The following is a 17,441-nucleotide window of genomic DNA, read 5'->3' as shown; positions in this document are numbered from 1 at the left end:
TCATGACCCAGCCCGAGGCCTCCCGTTCTCCCTCTGCCCCCACCCTGGCCAGCCTGCCCTCGGTGGACCGGCTGCTGCAGCACCCCGAGCTGCAAGCGCTGCTGAGCCCCTACGGCAAGGAGGCCCTCACCGAGGCCATCCGGCAGGTGCTGGCCCGGGCGCGCCAGGCCTGGCGCGAGCAGGCGGGTGATGCGGCCTTGCCCGACGAGGCGGCCCTGGTGCAGGGCGTGCAAAAGCACCTGGCCCGGCGCTTTGCGCCGCGCCTGAGGTCGGTGTTCAACCTCACCGGCACCGTGCTGCACACCAACCTGGGCCGGGCCCTGCTGCCGCAAGAGGCCGTCGAGGCGGTGGTGCAGGCCCTGACCACCCCGGCCAACCTCGAGTACGACCTGGCCACCGGGGGCCGCGGTGACCGCGACGACCTGGTCGAAGACCTGCTGTGCGAGCTGACCGGCGCCGAGGCCGCCACCGTGGTCAACAACAACGCCGCCGCCGTGCTGCTCACGCTGAGCGCGTTGGCCGCCGGCCGTGAGGTGATCGTCTCGCGCGGCGAGCTGGTCGAGATCGGCGGTGCCTTCCGCATCCCCGACATCATGGCCCGCGCCGGGGCCCGCCTGGTCGAGGTGGGCACCACCAACCGCACCCACGCGCGCGACTACGAGAACGCCGTGGGCGAGCAGACCGCGCTGCTGATGAAGGTGCATTGCAGCAACTACGAGGTGACCGGCTTCACCAAGAGCGTGCCCGAGGCCGAGGTGGCCGCCATCGCCCATGCCCGCCAGTGCCCCCTGGTGGTGGACCTGGGCAGCGGCACCCTGGTCGATCTGCGCCCCTGGGGCCTGCCCCACGAGGTGACGGTGCGCGAAACCATCGCGGCCGGGGCCGACCTGGTCACCTTCAGTGGCGACAAGCTGCTGGGTGGCCCGCAGGCCGGGCTGATCGTGGGCCGCAAGGACCTGATCGCCCAGATCAAGAAAAGCCCGCTCAAGCGCGCCCTGCGCGTGGGCAAGCTCACCCTGGCCGCACTGGAGCCGGTGCTGCGCCTGTACCTGTCGCCCGACCTGCTGGCCCAGCGCCTGACCACGCTGCGCCTGTTCACCCGCCCGCTGGCCGACATGCAGGCCCAGGCCCTGGCGCTGCAGCCTCTGGTGCAGGCCGCCGTGGGCCCGCGCTGGAGCGTGGAGGTGGCCGCCATGAGCAGCCAGATCGGCAGCGGTGCCTTGCCGGTGGACCTGCTGCCCAGCCAGGGCCTGCGCCTGACCCCGGTGCAGGCGCGCCACGCCGGCCGCCAGCTGCAGCAGCTGGAAGCCGCGCTGCGCCAACTGCCCCGGCCCGTGATCGGCCGCACGCAAGACGACGCCCTGTGGCTGGACCTGCGCTGCCTGGAGGCGGCCGACCAGGCCGTCTTCGAGGCGCAGCTGCCCCAGCTGGGCGCCGCACTGGCCCGGTCCGCCCCGACTGCCTGAGCCGCCCATGATCATCGGTACCGCAGGCCACATCGACCACGGCAAGACCACCCTGGTGCGCGCTCTCACCGGCGTGGACACCGACCGCCTCAAGGAAGAAAAAGAGCGCGGCATCTCGATCGAACTCGGTTATGCCTACACCCCGCTGCCCGATGGCGAGGTGCTGGGCCTCATCGACGTGCCCGGCCACGAACGCTTTGTGCACACCATGGCCGCCGGCGCTGTGGGCATCGACCATGCCCTGCTGGTGGTGGCCGCCGACGACGGCCTGATGCCGCAGACCCGTGAGCACCTCGACATCGTGCTGCTGCTGGGCGTGCGCCAGGCCACCGTGGCCCTGAGCAAGGCCGACCGCGCCAGCCCCGAACGCCGTGCCCAGGTGCGGGCCGACATCGCCGCGCTGCTGGCGCCCACCCCGCTGGCCGGTGCCCCGGTGTTCGAAACCGCGGCCCAGCAGCCTGATGACCCGGGCGTGGCCGTCTTGCGCCAGCACCTGCACACGCTGGCCCAGGCGGCGCCGGCCCGGCCGCGGCACGGCCTGTTCCGGCTGGCGGTGGACCGGGTCTTCACCCTGGCCGGCCAGGGCACCGTGGTCACCGGCACCGTGTTCGGCGGCCAGGTGCAGGTGGGCGACACCCTGCAGCACTCGGCCAGCGGCCAGAGCGTGCGCCTGCGCAGCCTGCACGCCCAGAACCAGAACCGGCCCGAAGGCCATGCGGGCCAGCGCTGCGCCCTCAACCTGGTGGGCATCGGCAAAGACGACATCCGCCGCGGCGACTGGATCGCCGACCCACGCGCCCTGCAGGCCAGCCGACGCATAGCCGTGCACCTGCGCCTGCTGCCCGACGCCCCGGCCCTGGCCCAATGGGCCCCCGTGCACCTGCACCTGGGCACCGCCCACCTCACGGCCCATGTGGCTTTGCTGCAGGGCGAGCGCATCGAGCCCGGCACCGAGGTGCGCGCCCAGCTGGTGCTCGATGCGCCCGTGTTTGCGCTGCCCGGCGACCGCCTGATCTTGCGCAATGCCCAGGCCAGCCGCACCATTGCCGGCGGCTGGGTGCTCGACCCCGAGGCCCCCGAGCGCAAACGCCGCAGTCCCGAGCGCACGGCCACGCTGGACGCCCTCGAAGCCTTGGTCAGCACAGGCGATGCGCGCCCCCTGATCGCCAGCGCCGCGCTGGGCCTGCCGCGTTCGCAGCTGCAGCGCCTGCTGGGCCGGGCGCTGGCGCCCACCGAACTGGAGGACCTGGCCATCGCCATCCCCCTGGGGGCGGACGACGCCTTGCTGATCGACCCCGTGCGCTGGCAGCCCCTGCGCGAACAGGTGCTGGCCCGCCTGACCCAGTTTCATGACAAGAACCCCGACGAGCCGGGGCTCAACGCCGCGCGCCTGCGCCGCATGGCCCTGCCGGGCCTGGCGCAGCCCCAGCACGAGGCCTTGTGGCGCGGCCTCATCGACACCTTGCTGGGCGAGCAGCAGATCGCCCAGACGGGGGCCTGGCTGCACCTGCCCGGCCACCGCGTGCAACTGAGTGCCGCCGAGCAGACCTTGTGGCAACAAGTGCAGGGCAGCCTGCAGGCCGGCCGCTACGACCCGCCCTGGGTGCGTGACCTGGCCCGTGACCACCACGACACCGAAGAAGGGGTGCGCCAACTGCTGCGCAAACAGGCCCGCCAGGGGCTGGTGTTCCAGGTGGTGAAAGACCTGTTCTACGCCGCCAGCGCCATGGACGAGCTGGCCGCCCTGGTGGCGCGCCTGGCCGCCGAACAGCCCCAGGGCCTGGTCGAGGCCGCCACCTTTCGCGACGCCACCGGCCTGGGCCGCAAGCGCGCCATCCAGATCCTGGAGTTCTTCGACCGCGTGGGCTACACCCGCCGCGTGCGCGACGCCCACCTGCTGCGCCCCGACGCGCATTGGCAGGTCAGCCCCCTGCCCACAACACAAGCCCCGGTGGCCTGAAAGCAGGGCAGGGCACCGGTAGAATCCAGCCACCCTGCACCGGCCCTGCGCTGCGGCAGGGCCTCCATTTCTGACCCAGGCCGGCCACCCGGCGGCCTGCGGTTCTGGAAGGCATACACACCCGGTGGTGTGCCCGGGCTTCAAACCCGGTCAGGGGCGTCAGCCGCTCCTGGGTAGGTTCGACTCCTGCTGCTTTCCGCCCTTTCCGCCCTGCATCCCTGGTCGTGGCCCTCTGTGGCTTTGCCCCGTGAGGCCCTGAACCAGAGTGGCCCGCAGGGGGAATCCCCTCTCGCCCTGATCCGCGAATCATGGCCTGATCACAATGCATGGCGCTGGTCTGCCAGGCCGCTTGCTGGCCCGGTCTGCCACGCCCCCGCACACCTCCACAGAAAGGCTTTCCATGCAGCTCACCTTGAATGGCAAAACCGTGTCTTTAGACATCGAAACCGACATGCCCTTGCTATGGGCCATTCGGGACGAGGCCGGCCTCACCGGGACCAAGTTCGGCTGTGGCGTGGCCATGTGCGGGGCCTGCACCGTGCTGCTCGATGGCGAGCCCGTGCGCTCTTGCAGCCTGCCGGCCAGCGCCGCCGTGGGCCGCAAGATCACCACCATCGAGGGCTTGCGCGGCACCTCGGCCCTGCAAAAGGCCTGGATCGCCAAGCAGGTGCCGCAGTGCGGCTACTGCCAGTCGGGCATGTTGATGGCCGCCACCGCCTTGCTGGCGCGCAAGCCGCGCCCCACCGATGCCGACATCGACGCCGCCATCACCAACCTGTGCCGCTGCGGCACCTACCCCCGCATCAAGGCGGCCATCCACGAGGCCGCCCAACTGGGCAAGGCCCGCGCTTGAGGAGGTCGGCATGAACACCCCCATCCTCCCCCCCAACCCGTCTGACGTGCTGCCCGCTTCGCGCCGCAGTTTTCTCAAGGCCGGTGCGGCAGCCGCCACGGGCTTCGCACTGGGCTTTCACCTGCCCGCGATGGCGCAAAAGGCCGGCCCGGCCCCCTCGGACGCCGTCGACATCAACGCCTGGATCCGCATCACACCCGACAACCAGGTCATCTGCGAAGTGGCCCGCGCCGAAATGGGCCAGGGCACCAGCACCAGCCTGCCGATGATGCTGGCCGAAGAGCTTGAGTGCCAATGGGCTGATGTGCGCATGGAGTTCGCCTCGGTCAGCGAGCACCTGGCCCGCAACAAGGTGTACGTGACCTTTGCCACCGGCGGCAGCCGTGGCACCCGCGATTCGCAGGCCGTGATGCGCAAGGCCGGCGCCGTGGCCCGCGAGATGCTCAAGGCGGCGGCCGCCCAACAGTGGGGCGTGCCCATCACCGAGGTGGTGGCCAAGGCCGGCCGCGTGAGCCACCCGGCCAGCCAGCGCAGCCTCAGCTATGGCGCCCTGGCCGCCCAGGCGGCCCGGCAGCCGGTGCCCGAGTCGGTCAAGCTCAAGGCACCCTCGGAATGGGGCCTGATCGGCAAGCCCATCCCGCGCCTGGACATCCCCGCCAAGGTCAACGGCAGCGCGGTGTTCGGCATCGATGTGCGCCTGCCCGGCATGCTGTACGCCGCCATCGTGCAATGCCCGGTGTTCGGCGGCGCACCCGCCAGCGTGGACGACGGCGCCGTCAAGAACCGCCGCGGCGTGAAGAAGGTGGTCACGGGCCCCGACTTCGTGGCCGTGGTGGCCGACAACTGGTGGCGCGCCCAGCAGGCCGCCAAGGCCCTCAAGATCGCCTGGGACTACAAGGGCCAGGACAAACTCGATGACGCCGCCGTGCGCAAGCTGCTGGAGGCCGGCACCCAGGCCGCGCGGCCCCTGCGGCAAGTGGGCGACTTTGCCAAGGCCCAGGCCGAGGCGGGGGCCGGCAAGGTGCTGGAGGCTGAGTACTTTGTGCCCTACCTGAGCCACTTCACCCTCGAGCCGCAGAACTGCACCAGCCTGCTGCAGGGCGACACGCTGGAGGTCTGGGCCCCCACGCAGAACGCCGAGGCCACGCTGGCGGTGGCGGCCAAGACCGCCGGCCTGCCGGTGCAGCAGGTGAAGGTGCACCGCCCCTACCTGGGTGGCGGCTTCGGTCGGCGCGGGGGCTTTCAGGACTTTGTGCGCCAATCGGTGCAGATCGCCCAGGCCCTGCCCGGTGTGCCGGTCAAGCTGCTCTGGAGCCGTGAGGAAGACATGCAGCACGACTTCTACCGCCCGGCCGCCCTGTACCGCCAGCGCGCGGTGCTCGATGCGGGCGGCCAACTGGTGGCCTGGCAGGCACTGCTGGCCTCGCAATCCATCGTCGCGGCCATCCGCCCCGAGGCCCTGAAGAACGGGCAGGACTTCCAGGCCGGCGAATCCTTTCACGACATGCCCTACCAGGTGCCGGCCCTGGACGTGCGCCACGGCCTGTGCGACATCAACGTGCCGGTGGGCTTCTGGCGCTCGGTCTTCCATTCACAGAACCCGTTTGCCCGCGAATGCTTTCTGGACGAGGTGCTGGCCGCCGCCGGCAAAGACCCTCTGCAAGGCCGCCTGGACCTGCTGCCCCCCGACAGCCGCGACCGCAAGGTGCTGCAGGCCGTGGCCAGTGCTGCCAAATGGGGTCAGCCCTTGGCCAAGGGCCGGGCGCAGGGCCTGGCCGTGCAGGACGCCTACGGCAGCTACGCCGCAGCGGTGGTCGAGCTGTCGGTGTCGGCACAGAAGGTGGTCACCGTGCACAAGGTCTGGGTGGCGGTCGACCCCGGCCATGTGGCCAACATCGACTCGGCCCGCGCCCAGATCGAAGGCAATGTGATCTACGCGCTGACCACCCTGTTCATGAGCGAGATCAACCTGCGCGACGGCCGCGTGCAACAGGCCAACCTGGCCGACTACCCGCTGCTGCAGCTGCGCCAGACGCCGCAGATCATCCCCATCCTGGTGCCCACCGGGGGTGAGGTCTGGGGCGGCATGGGCGAGCCCCCCTACGCCCCCATGAGCGCAGCCGTGGCCAACGCCATTGCCAAGGCCACGGGCGAGCGCCTGCGCCAGACGCCGTTCTCGCACGCGGGGTATGGGCTGGCTTGAGGGGAGGGCGCTGAGGGACGGGGCACAGAGGTACGGGGCCCAGACGGTCGGAGCGGATGCTGCCCCTGTCCCACGGGTGCTCTGTCGCACGGGTGGGGCCCCGGCTGGCCGAGGCCTATTTGGCTGATCCCAAAAGAAAACGCCCAAGTTGCCGAAACAACTTGGGCGGGTAACTGGCGGAAGCGGTGAGATTCGAACTCACGGACCCTTTCGGGCCGCCGGTTTTCAAGACCGGTGCAATCGACCACTCTGCCACACTTCCTTCGCCGCGCATTGTAGCCGGCCTTGGGGGGCGATTTGGGCTGGGGAGGGCGCTTGGCAGGTACCGAGGCCGGTCTGTGAATCGGCCAGACACAGGTCTTTCAACTGTCCGCGCCTGCGGTACGCGGGGTATGTCAGGACTGTAAGCAGATGCTTACAAACCACGTTTCTAAGGCGGGAACAGCGGGGTATTCAGGGCCTATTTGAGTGGCTTTGAGGGGTGTGGCGGTGCGTAGACTTCGGCGTCTTTCGCTCTCGATTGCCCATGCAACACATCCTCGTGGTGGACGATGATGCAGACATCACCCAACTGCTGGCCCAATACCTGTCGCGCTTCGGTTTCACGGCCCACACGGCGCGCGATGCCGACACCATGCGCATGGTGTTGGCGGCGCAGCCTGTCGATCTGGTGGTGCTGGACGTGATGCTGCCCGGCACTGATGGCCTGGCCCTCGCGCGCGAGTTGCGCGCGCGTTCGCGCATCCCGATCATCATGCTCACCGCCCGGGGTGACCCCTACGACCGCGTGATCGGGCTCGAGATGGGGGCCGACGATTACATGAGCAAGCCCTTCGAGCCGCGTGAGCTGGTGGCCCGCATCCAGACCGTGTTGCGCCGCATCACCAGCGGCCAGGCGCCACCGCCCGAGGAGTCCGAGGTGGTGCACTTTGACGGCTGGCAGCTGCACCGCATGGCACGCCATCTGATCACGCCCGAGGGGGTGGTCACGCCCTTGTCGAATGCCGAATTCAGGCTGCTGTGCACCTTTTTGTCGATGCCGCGGCGCATCTGCAGCCGGGATCAGTTGATGGAGGACGCGCGGGGGCGCTCGATGGAGGTGTTCGAGCGCAGCATCGACCTGCTGGTGTCGCGCCTGCGTCAGAAGCTGGGGGATGACCCGCGCGAGCCGCGTTTCATCAAGACCGTGCGCGGGGCGGGCTACCTGTTCAACGTGCGCAATGTGCAGGGCCGCATGGGCTGGCAGCCCTGAGCCCACCCCTCCCACAGGCGCGCCATGTTCACCCTCGTGTTCCAGCCCTTTTTGCAGCCGTCGCGCTGGCGGGCCCGCCTCAGGCGCTGCCTGCCGGCCTCGCTGTTCGGCCGCCTGGCCTGGGTGATGGTGGGCATGGCGGTGGTGGGGCAGTTGCTGCTGGGGCCTTTGCTGCTGGCTTTGCACGCCTGGGTGTTCGATCTGGAGGGGCCTGGGCCGTGGGGGGCGGCACCGCTGTCCTGGCAGGGGGCGCTGGAGTGGGCGCTGGGGCTGCTGGCCGCCGTGTTGGCGGCCTGGGTGGGGGCGCGCTGCTGTGCCGCCCCGATCGAGCGCCTGGTGTTGGCCGCCCGGGCCATGGGCCAGGGGCTGGAGCGCCCCCCCTTGCCGGAGGACGGCAGCACCGAGTTCCGGGAGGCCAGCCGGGTCTTCAATCAGTTGCAGACCACCTTGCAGCAGCGCCTGCAGGAGCGCGACCGGGTGGTGGCCTCGGTGTCGCACGATCTGCGCACCCCGCTCACCCGGCTGCGCCTGCGCGCCGAGCGCCTGCACGATGCGGCCGACCGCAGCCTGTTCCGGCGCGACATTGCCGAGATGGACGCCTTGATCACCACCACGCTGGACCACCTGCGCGGCGTGGCCGCCCCTGAGCCGCCCGTGTGGATGGACATCAAGGCCCTGGTCGACAGCCTGGCCGACGACCAGCAGGCCTGCGGGCACTGGGTGCCGGTGCATGGGCGGGCCGGGGCCTTGCTGGTGCAGCCGCTGGCCTTGCGGCGTTGCCTGGGCAACCTGCTGGGCAATGCGATCCGCTACGGCGTGCAGGCCGAGATCTTTCTCTGGGACGATGGCAGCGAGGTCGGCATCGAGGTGCGCGACCATGGCCCGGGCCTGCCCGAGGCCGAGTTGGAGCGCGTGCTCCAGCCCTTTGTACGCCTGGAGGGCGCCGCCCAGCGCCACCGTGGGGGCATGGGTTTGGGGCTGTCGATCGCGCGCGACATCGCGCTGCGCCACCAGGGCCAGTTGCAGCTGCGCAACCGGCCTGATGGGGGGGGCCTGCTGGCGGTGGTGCGGCTGCCGAGGCGGGGAGCGCCCCCGGTCCGGGGGGCTTGAACCTCAGTTGGCGGGCGTCAGGCTGGTGCCGCAGTGCTTGCACTTGACGGCGTCGTCCCGCACCTTCTCGCCGCATTTCGGGCAAGGGATGATGGAGAAGCCACGCACCAGCAGTTCGCTGTCGAAGTAGCCGCTTTCTTCGCCATCAGGCAGCGCGACCTCGGGCTTCTTCACGGCCATCACCAGGGCTGCCACCCAGCCCACCACGGTCCAGCCCAGAAAAATGTTCAACAAGGCGATCGTCAGGCGTTTGGGTTGCCGGCTGCGGAAGGCCTCGTAAGTGGGCAGCACGTAGAGCAGCGGGCCGAACACCAGCAGCGAGTAGGCCACCACCGTGTTGAAACCGTGGTTCCGGGTGTTGGGTGACACGCCGGCGTAATAGCTGAAAGCCACCAGCACCATCAGAACAAACAAACGTACGTACATAGCCTCTCCCGCCCCTGAAGGGCATTGTTCAATTTGTTACGAACTTATCAGGAGAGGCGTTCAAAAACAAGCACTTAGACACGACGCCTGGATTTGATGGCCGCAATTCAGGGTGTTTCGGCCCGCTGCGGGCCCCCGGCGTGGCGCCGCCGGGGGCGGTGCAGGCGGCGGCAGGAGGGTGATCAGCGGTGTGTCACCCGGCGCTCACTGGGGTGGGGGCTCAGGCCTTGAGCATGCCCTTGGTCTCGATGAATTCCACCACCTGGGTCAGGCCGCTGAGGGTTTTCAGGTTGGTCATCACATAGGGCTTCTTGCCGCGCATGCGCTGGGTGTCGGCTTCCATCACCGCCAGATTGGCACCCACATGGGGGGCCAGGTCGGTCTTGTTGATCACGAACAGGTCGCTCTTGGTGATGCCGGGGCCGCCCTTGCGCGGGATCTTCTCGCCCGCGGCCACGTCGATCACGTAGATCGTCAGGTCGCTGAGTTCGGGGCTGAAGGTGGCGGCCAGGTTGTCGCCGCCCGACTCGACAAACACCACGTCGGCCTCGGGGAACTGCGCCAGCATGCGGTCGATGGCTTCGAGGTTGATCGAGGCGTCTTCACGGATGGCGGTGTGCGGGCAGCCGCCGGTCTCCACGCCCAGGATGCGTTCGGCCGGCAGGGCGCCGCTCACGGTCAGCAGGCGCTGGTCTTCCTTGGTGTAGATGTCGTTGGTGATGGCGATCAGGTCGTAATGCGGGCTCATGGCCTTGCACAGCATCTCCAGCAAGGTGGTCTTGCCCGAGCCGACGGGCCCACCGATGCCCACACGCAGGGGCGGAAGTTTCTTGGTGCGGCCGGGGATGTGGTGCAGGGCGGTGCTCATGGGGGATCTCGGTTGGAGGGTCAGCTTCTGAAAAGCCGGGAATACTGGGTTTCGTGGCGGGCCGACAGCACGGCCAGCCGCGGGGTGAAGGCCTGGCGGCCGGCATCGTCCAGGGCCATGGCCCCGGCCACGGCGGCCGGAATCTCGGCCGCCAGCCGGGCCAGGATGCGCTGGCCCGCGCTCTGGCCCAGGGGCACGGCCTTGATGGCGGTCTGGCTCATGTTCTCGCACCAGCCAAAGGCATAGGCGGCGCAGATGTCGGCGGTGCTGGCGGGGCTGCCCGCGGCCGCCGCGGCAAAGGCCACCGGGTAGCTCAGGCCCAGGCCTTGCACGCGTTCGGCCTGGGCGGGCTGCAGGTTGCGCAGCCAGTCGATCAGCGAGCGGCCCATCTGCACGCTTTGCAGGCGCAACTCGCTGGTCTCGCGGGTGTGCAGCACCCATTGGTTGAGTTCGGCCACCCGGTCCAGCCGGTCGGCGCGCAGTGCCTGCACGCTGGCCGCCAGCACGGCCAAGTCCCCGCGGGCCAGGCCCAGGTGCAACTGGTCCAGCAGCCAGTCGGCGGCCGTGGCTTCGCTGCTGACCCCGGCCCATTCGACCGCGGCCTCCAGCCCCTCGGAGTAGGAGAAACCGCCCACCGGCAGGGCCGGCGAGGCCAGCCAGATCAGCGACAGCAGGCCGGCCGTGCCGGGGCTGGGCAGGGCCGGGCAAGGGGCGTCAGTGCCGGTGCCCATGGTCGTGGTCGCAGCCCGGGCCGTGTTCATGGCCGTGGTCGTGGCCGTGGTCGTTCGGGTGATCGTGGTTGTGATCGTGCGTGTGGGGGTGCTGATGCCCGTGCTGGTGTTCGTGCCCATGGTCGTGTGCATGGTCGTGGCCGCAGTCCTGCGTGTGCTCGTGCGGGGCGCCGGGGCCGGGCTCGTGGGCCGCGTGCTTGTGACCGTGGTCGTGGTGCTCATGGCCGTGGTCATGGTCGTGTCCATGCCCGTGGTGGTGCCCGCCGTGGTCGCCATAGGCACCCGATTCGGGTTCGAACGATTCGTCCACCGCGTTCACGATCAGGTGCATGCTGCGCAGCATGTCGGCCAGCACGTGGTCGGGCTCGATCTTCAGGTGGTCGGGCTTGAGCTCGATCGGCACGTGGCGGTTGCCCAGGTGGTAGGCGGCCCGCACCAGGTCGAAGGGGCTGCCGTGGCTGCTGCAGGGGGTGATGCGCAGCACCGGTTGCGGCGCCGCGATCACGCGCACCAGCGAGCCGTCTTCGGCCACCAGCACGTCGCCGCCGCGCACCGTGGTGCCGCGCGGCAGGAACACGCCCAGGTGGCGCCCGCCCGAGTCGGTGGCGTCGAAGCGGCTTTTCTGGCGCACGTCCCAGTCCAGTTCGAGGCTGTGGGCGCGCTTGAGCAGCACGGGGGCCAGGCCCTGGCCACCGGGGATGATTTTGGAGATCTGCAGCATGGTCGGCAATCCAGACGGGAAAGTGAGAACGGGGGCCGAAACTTTAACGCCTCGGCCCCGGCCCTGAGGGCAGCCTGGGTTCAGAACAGGAAGTAGCGCTGCGCCATCGGCAGGCTGGTGGCGGGCTCGCAGGTCAGCAACTGGCCGTCGGCGCGCACCTCGTAGGTCTGGGCGTCCACTTCCATGCGCGGGGCATAGTCGTTGAGCAGCATGTCCTTCTTGCCCACGTTGCGGATGTTCTTCACCTCGGCCAGGGTCTTGTGCAGGCCGTATCGCTGGTCGATGCCCGCCGCCAGGCCGGCCTGCGACACAAAGGTGAGCGAGCCCTTGGCGATGGCCCCGCCGAAGGCGCCGAACATGGGCCGGTAATGCACCGGCTGGGGCGTGGGGATGCTGGCGTTGGGGTCGCCCATGGCGGCCATGGCGATGAAGCCGCCCTTGAGGATCAGCGAGGGCTTGACGCCGAAGAAGGCCGGGTTCCAGATCACCAGGTCGGCCCATTTGCCTTCCTCGACGCTGCCCACGATGTGGCCGATGCCGTGCGCAATCGCCGGGTTGATGGTGTATTTGGCGATGTAGCGCCGGGCCCGGTAGTTGTCGTTGCGCGCCGTGTCGGCCGGCAGCTTGCCGCGCTGCTGCTTCATCTTGTGCGCGGTCTGCCAGCAGCGCAGGATCACCTCGCCCACCCGGCCCATGGCCTGGCTGTCCGAGCTGAACATGCTGATGGCCCCCAGGTCGTGCAGGATGTCCTCGGCGGCGATGGTCTCCTTGCGGATGCGGCTTTCCGCGAAGGCCAGGTCTTCGGCGATGTTGGCGTGCAGGTGGTGGCACACCATCAGCATGTCCACGTGCTCGTCCAGGGTGTTGATGGTGTAGGGCCGCGTCGGGTTGGTCGACGAGGGCAGCACATTGGCCTCGCCCACCACGCGCAGGATGTCGGGGGCATGGCCGCCGCCCGCGCCTTCGGTGTGGAAGGTGTGGATGGTGCGGCCCTTGAAGGCGGCCACCGTGTCCTCGACAAAGCCCGATTCATTGAGCGTGTCGGTGTGGATGGCCACCTGGGTGTCGGTCAGCTCGGCCACGTTCAGGCAGTTGTCGATGGCCGCGGGCGTGGTGCCCCAGTCTTCGTGCAGCTTCAGGCCGATGGCGCCCGCATCGATCTGCTCGTGCAGCGCGGTGGGCAGGCTGGCATTGCCCTTGCCCAGAAAGCCCAGGTTCATCGGAAAGGCGTCGGCCGCCTGCATCATGCGTTCGATGTTCCAGGGGCCTGGCGTGCAGGTGGTGGCAAAGGTGCCCGTGGCCGGGCCGGTGCCGCCCCCGATCATGGTGGTGATGCCGCTGCACAAGGCCTCTTCGATCTGTTGCGGGGCGATGAAGTGGATGTGGGTGTCGATGCCGCCGGCGGTGACGATCTTGCCTTCGCAGCTGATCACTTCGGTGCCCGGGCCGATGATGATGTCCACCCCGGGCTGGGTGTCGGGGTTGCCGGCCTTGCCGATCTTCACGATGCGGCCGTTCTTCAGGCCGATGTCGGCCTTCACCACACCCCAGTGGTCCAGGATCACGGCATTGGTCAGCACGGTGTCGACGGCGCCTTCGGCGCGGGCGCGCTGGCTTTGCGCCATGCCGTCGCGGATGGTCTTGCCACCGCCGAACTTCACCTCTTCGCCATAGCTGCCGGCGGCCAGGGTGTGGTCGTGTTCGATCTCGATGATCAGGTCGGTGTCGGCCAGTCGGATGCGGTCACCCGTGGTGGGGCCGAACATTTCCGCGTAGGCGCGGCGTGAAATGGAACTCATGGTGTGTCCTTTGCCTGCGGGGTTCAGAGGGCGCCCTGCACCAGGCCGCGAAAACCGTAGATGTGGCGGCTGCCCGACACCGCGACCAGCTCGACGGTGCGCTCCTGCCCCGGCTCGAAGCGCACGGCCGTGCCCGAGGCGATGTTCAGCCGCATGCCGCGCGCGGCGGCGCGGTCAAAGCCCAGCGCCGCATTGGTCTCGGCAAAGTGGTAGTGCGAGCCCACCTGGATCGGCCGGTCGCCGGTGTTGCGCACCAGCAGGGTCACGGTGGGGCGGTCGGTGTTCAGGGCGTGCTCGCCCTCGTCGATGATCAGTTCGCCGGGAATCATGGGGTGGTTCTCCTGTCGCGGGCTCAAGGAATCGGTTGATGCACGGTGACGAGCTTGGTGCCGTCCGGGAAGGTGGCCTCGACCTGGATGTCGGGGATCATCTCGGGGATGCCCTCCATCACCTCGTCGCGGCTGAGCAGGGTGCGACCCTCGCTCATCAGCTGGGCCACGGTCTTGCCGTCGCGTGCGCCCTCCATCACGGCGGCGCTGATGTAGGCCACCGCCTCGGGGTAGTTCAGCTTCAGGCCCCGGGCCTTGCGGCGCTCGGCCAGCAGGGCAGCGGTGAAGATGAGCAGCTTGTCTTTTTCCCGGGGGGTCAATTCCATGGGGATGCCTCGATATCGGTCAGTCTGGATGTCTCCAAATGTTAAAGCAGGAATCTTGCCCGGTGGTGCACCAGGCTGGTGCCCGAGCCCTGTGCCGCTGGCGCGAAGGCTCCGGCAAAGCCTGGGTTTCGGCCTTGTCACGACCTTGAAACAGCGCCCCCGTACGGTGCTGGGTTTACCGAGGACGGAGAACCCACCATGAAACAACTGAAACAGCACCCCCTGGTCTGGCTGGCCGGCCTGTCCACCCTGGGCGCGGCCCTGGTGCTGCCCGGCTGCACGGGCGACAGCTCACCCGACGCCGCCAGCGGCGACGCCAACATCCAGGCCGCCTGGGTGGAGATGGGCGACAGCAACCAGGCCATCGCCCGTGTGGTCACCAGCTACACCCCGCCGACCAGCACCACCGGAGCCACCAGCGCCAACGCTGCCTGCCCGCTGCTGGTGGTGGACGGCAATGCCACCCGCATGAACCTGCGCGTGGGCCCCGGCACCGCAGCACAGCGCACCACCGCCAGCGACCCGGTGGACTCCAAGCCCTCGGCCTTCCCGGTCTCGGTGTGCGAAGCCAACTTGCCCAGCGGGGCGCAGAAGGTGGCCGTGGCCAACCGCGCGCTGCCCGTGCCCAAGGCCAATCCCCAGCGTGTGCTGGTGCTGGCCGACACCGGCTGCCGCATGAAGAAGGCCGGCGCCGCCTGGCAGGCCTGCAGCGACCCGGTGGCCTGGCCGTTTGCCAGCCTGTCCAAGGTGGCCGCCTCGATGACCCCCGACCTGGTGCTGCACATCGGCGACTACCACTACCGCGAAAACGCCTGCCCCAGCGACGTGGCCGGCTGCCAGGGCAGCCCCTGGGGCTACGGCTGGGACACCTGGCTGGCCGACCTGTTCCAGCCCGCTGCCCCGCTGCTGGCGGCCGCCCCCTGGGTGGTGGTGCGCGGCAACCACGAGGAGTGCGCGCGCGCCGGCCAGGGCTGGTACCGCTTCCTGGACGTGCGCAGCTATTCGGCTGCCCGCAGTTGCGATGACCCGGTCAACGACGGCACGGCCAACTACAACGACCCCTACGCCGTCGCCCTGGGCAGTGATTCCCAGGTCGTGGTGTTCGACTCGGCCAAGACCGGCTCGGCCGCGCTCAAGCCCACCGATGCCCAGTTCGCCATCTACCAGAAGCAGTTCCAGACCGTGGGCAGCCTGGCCGCCAAGACCGGCATGGTCAACACGATCTTCACCAACCACCACCCCATCCTGGCCTTTGCCCCGGTGGCCGGCAGCACCCCGGCACCGGGCAACCTGGCCCTGCAGTCGGCCATGAGCAGCCTGAACGCCCAGGCCTATTACCCGCCGGGCGTCAACGTGGCCCTGCACGGCCACGTGCATGACTTCCAGGCCATCAACTTCGCCTCGGGCCACCCGGCCACGCTGGTCACGGGCAATGGCGGCGACTCGCTGGACGTGGCCCTGCCCGACCCGCTGCCCACCGGCCTGACGCCGGCTGTCGGCGCCACCATCGACCGCATCACGCACAGCGCCAGCTTCGGCTTCATGGTGATGGACCGCAACGCGGCCCCCGCCACGGGCTGGACCTTCAAGGCCTACAGCGCCGCCGGCAAGCTGATGGCCACCTGCGTGCAGTCGGGCAAGGCGCTGAGCTGCGACAAGACCGGCTTCCTGACGCCGTGAGGTCGCTGCTCACTGGGCTGCTGGCCCTGAGCGTGTCGCTCGGGGCACTGGCCGCCCCCGACAGCGTGGTGCTGGTCTCGGGCGGTGGCGCGCAGAAGGTGCTGTCCGCGATCGGCCGCAGCCCGCTGGTGGCCGCCAAGTACGACGCCACCAGCGCCCGCTTCGCGCCCGACCCGGCCCTGGTGGCCCTGGGCCGGCGCCTGTTTGTCGAGCCGCGCCTGTCTGAACCCGCTGGCGCCTCGTGCGCCAGCTGCCACGACCCGGCCCGCGCCTTCATGCCCGGGCCGCAGGCCCTGGCCGGTGGGCCGGGCACGCCGCGCGGCAGCCGCGCCGGCCAGTTCAGCCTGCGCAACGCACCCTCGCTGCTGTATGTGCGCTATGTGCCGCGCCGTCACTTCTACCAAGACGACGACGCCCCCTATCCCTCGCCCTTCGGCGGCCTGATGGCCGACGGCCGTGCCGACACCCTGGCCGAGCAGGCACGTGGGCCGCTGTTCGACCCGCACGAGATGAACAACGGCAGCCCGCGCCAGTTGCTGCAGCGCCTGCGCCGCAACGGCCTGGCCCAGTCGCTGGCTGACAGTGGTGTCGCCCCCTTCGGCCCCGCCGTGCTGCGCGACCCCGAGGCCTTGGTGCGGGCCCTGGGCGCCGCCTTCGAGGCCTACCTGCAAAGCGACGAGATGGCACCCTTCAGCTCGCGCTTCGATGCCTACCTGCGGGATCGCACGCCGCTGAGCCCGCCCGAGATGCGCGGCCTGGCGCTGTTCAAGAACCCCGACAAGGGCAACTGCGCCTCGTGCCACGCCTTGTCGGACACTGCTTCACGGCCCGAGCGCTCGCTGTTCACCGACTTCGGCTATGACGCCATCGCCGTGCCGCGCAACCGGGCCCTGGCGCCCAACCGCCAACCGGGCCACTTCGATGAGGGCCTGTGCGCCACGGCCCGGGCCCAGCAGTGGCCCGAGCCGCAGCAATGGTGCGCCTACCTGCGCACGCCGGGCCTGCGCAACGTGGCGCTGCGCCAGAGCTTCATGCACAACGGCGTGCTGCACTCGCTGCGCGACGCGGTGGCCTTCTACAACACGCGCTCGATCAAGCCCGGCCAGTGGTATGCCTCGGGCAACGTGTTCGAGGACGTGGCCCGTGCCCACCGCGGCAATGTGAACGTCAACTCGCCACCGCTGAACCGCCGCCCCGACCAGCCGCCCGCGCTGAGCGAGCAGGACATCGACGACCTGGTGGCCTTCTTGCGCACCCTGACCGACGCGCCCTACGTGGCGGCGATGCCGCCACCTTGAACGGGGCGGGCGGCGATGCCGCCACCTTGAACGAGGCGGGCGGCGATGCCGCCACCTTGAGCGCGTCAGCAGGCTGTGAGGCTCAGCTCACACCGCGCTGCCGTCGCGGATGCGGTGGGTCTCGTCGATGTCCACCACCCAGACCAGGCCGTCCCCGATCTGTCCGGTCTGGCAGGCCTGGATGATGGCTTGGCGGATGGTCTCCACCATCTCGGCCTGGGCCAGCACCGACACCATCAGCTTGGGGCTGAAGTCGGTCAGCTCGTCGCGCACGCTGCGCTTGTCCACCGCCGCCGGGGCGGTGAAGCCCTCGGCCCGGAAGAGGGTCACCCCCGGAAAGTTGGGGATGGCGCGCAGCGCGTCGCGCAGGCGGTTCAGGCGGCTGGGCCGCACGATGGCTCGGATTTCCTTCATGGCGG

16 protein-coding genes and 2 tRNA genes are annotated in these 17,441 nt (G+C 69.6%); 9 read left to right on the top strand and 9 right to left on the bottom strand.

Annotated features, from left to right (window positions below; all coding sequences use genetic code 11):
* The first annotated feature begins 2 nt into the window (after positions 1-2).
* From selA to L880_RS0126580, 5 genes are all read left to right on the top strand, one after another.
* Positions 3-1,466, top strand: a complete 1,464-nt coding sequence (gene selA / locus L880_RS0126600; RefSeq protein ID WP_027478180.1) for an L-seryl-tRNA(Sec) selenium transferase — start codon at positions 3-5, stop codon at positions 1,464-1,466.
* A 7-nt stretch (positions 1,467-1,473) separates the two neighbouring features.
* Positions 1,474-3,426 carry a selenocysteine-specific translation elongation factor gene (gene selB, locus L880_RS0126595; RefSeq protein WP_027478179.1) on the top strand — a complete coding sequence of 651 codons (1,953 nt, stop codon included), beginning with the start codon at positions 1,474-1,476 and terminating at the stop codon, positions 3,424-3,426.
* 106 nt (positions 3,427-3,532) lie between these two features.
* Positions 3,533-3,625, top strand: a tRNA-Sec gene (locus tag L880_RS0126590).
* Between the two features lie 201 nt (positions 3,626-3,826).
* Complete coding sequence (locus L880_RS0126585) at positions 3,827-4,279, top strand: (2Fe-2S)-binding protein (RefSeq protein WP_019574822.1); 453 nt, start codon at positions 3,827-3,829, stop codon at positions 4,277-4,279.
* Between the two features lie 10 nt (positions 4,280-4,289).
* Complete coding sequence (locus tag L880_RS0126580) at positions 4,290-6,482, top strand: xanthine dehydrogenase family protein molybdopterin-binding subunit (protein ID WP_051443620.1); 2,193 nt, start codon at positions 4,290-4,292, stop codon at positions 6,480-6,482.
* A gap of 174 nt (positions 6,483-6,656) precedes the next feature.
* Here L880_RS0126580 and L880_RS0126575 read toward each other — a convergent pair.
* Positions 6,657-6,744, bottom strand: a tRNA-Ser gene (locus L880_RS0126575).
* A 264-nt stretch (positions 6,745-7,008) separates the two neighbouring features.
* On the opposite strand from L880_RS0126575, the gene L880_RS0126570 reads away from it, so the two are divergent.
* Positions 7,009-7,734 (top strand): response regulator, encoded by a 726-nt coding sequence (locus tag L880_RS0126570; RefSeq protein ID WP_027478177.1) that lies wholly within the window; start codon positions 7,009-7,011, stop codon positions 7,732-7,734.
* Positions 7,735-7,758: 24 nt separating this feature from the next.
* Positions 7,759-8,844, top strand: a complete 1,086-nt coding sequence (locus L880_RS0126565; protein WP_027478176.1) for an ATP-binding protein — start codon at positions 7,759-7,761, stop codon at positions 8,842-8,844.
* Between the two features lie 3 nt (positions 8,845-8,847).
* Here L880_RS0126565 and L880_RS33730 read toward each other — a convergent pair whose 3' ends face one another.
* The 7 genes from L880_RS33730 to ureA all read right to left on the bottom strand — a co-directional run bounded on the left by L880_RS33730 (position 8,848) and on the right by ureA (position 14,044).
* Complete coding sequence (locus L880_RS33730; RefSeq protein WP_043330784.1) at positions 8,848-9,270, bottom strand: superinfection immunity protein; 423 nt, start codon at positions 9,268-9,270, stop codon at positions 8,848-8,850.
* A 220-nt stretch (positions 9,271-9,490) separates the two neighbouring features.
* A complete protein-coding gene (ureG, locus tag L880_RS0126555; protein WP_027478175.1) occupies positions 9,491-10,138 on the bottom strand; it encodes an urease accessory protein UreG in 648 nt (215 codons plus the stop codon).
* 20 nt (positions 10,139-10,158) lie between these two features.
* Positions 10,159-10,869 (bottom strand): urease accessory protein UreF, encoded by a 711-nt coding sequence (locus L880_RS0126550; RefSeq protein WP_043330782.1) that lies wholly within the window; start codon positions 10,867-10,869, stop codon positions 10,159-10,161.
* Positions 10,853-11,590 (bottom strand): urease accessory protein UreE, encoded by a 738-nt coding sequence (gene ureE, locus L880_RS0126545; protein WP_027478173.1) that lies wholly within the window; start codon positions 11,588-11,590, stop codon positions 10,853-10,855. The genes L880_RS0126550 and ureE overlap by 17 nt, the downstream gene beginning before the upstream one ends.
* A gap of 80 nt (positions 11,591-11,670) precedes the next feature.
* Positions 11,671-13,389 (bottom strand): urease subunit alpha, encoded by a 1,719-nt coding sequence (ureC, locus tag L880_RS0126540; RefSeq protein WP_027478172.1) that lies wholly within the window; start codon positions 13,387-13,389, stop codon positions 11,671-11,673.
* A 23-nt stretch (positions 13,390-13,412) separates the two neighbouring features.
* Positions 13,413-13,718, bottom strand: coding sequence for an urease subunit beta (locus L880_RS0126535; RefSeq protein ID WP_019574813.1), 306 nt, complete (start codon positions 13,716-13,718; stop codon positions 13,413-13,415).
* 23 nt (positions 13,719-13,741) lie between these two features.
* A complete protein-coding gene (gene ureA / locus L880_RS0126530) occupies positions 13,742-14,044 on the bottom strand; it encodes an urease subunit gamma (protein ID WP_019574812.1) in 303 nt (100 codons plus the stop codon).
* Between the two features lie 198 nt (positions 14,045-14,242).
* Here ureA and L880_RS0126525 point away from each other — a divergent pair, with 198 nt between their 5' ends.
* A complete protein-coding gene (locus tag L880_RS0126525) occupies positions 14,243-15,724 on the top strand; it encodes a metallophosphoesterase (protein WP_027478171.1) in 1,482 nt (493 codons plus the stop codon).
* Entirely contained in the window at positions 15,694-17,022 is a 1,329-nt protein-coding gene (locus tag L880_RS0126520; protein ID WP_425389213.1) for a cytochrome-c peroxidase, read from the top strand. The genes L880_RS0126525 and L880_RS0126520 overlap by 31 nt, the downstream gene beginning before the upstream one ends.
* A gap of 87 nt (positions 17,023-17,109) precedes the next feature.
* Here L880_RS0126520 and L880_RS0126515 read toward each other — a convergent pair whose 3' ends face one another.
* Positions 17,110-17,436: a P-II family nitrogen regulator gene (locus L880_RS0126515; protein WP_027478169.1), complete on the bottom strand. Its 327-nt coding sequence runs from the start codon at positions 17,434-17,436 to the stop codon at positions 17,110-17,112.
* Positions 17,437-17,441 lie beyond the last annotated feature (5 nt).

It is taken from the genome of Curvibacter gracilis ATCC BAA-807 (assembly GCF_000518645.1).
Taxonomy (GTDB): Bacteria; Pseudomonadota; Gammaproteobacteria; order Burkholderiales; family Burkholderiaceae_C; genus Curvibacter; species Curvibacter gracilis.
Note: the sequence above shows the minus strand (reverse complement) of the source record. Positions and strands in the feature narration are given on the sequence as shown.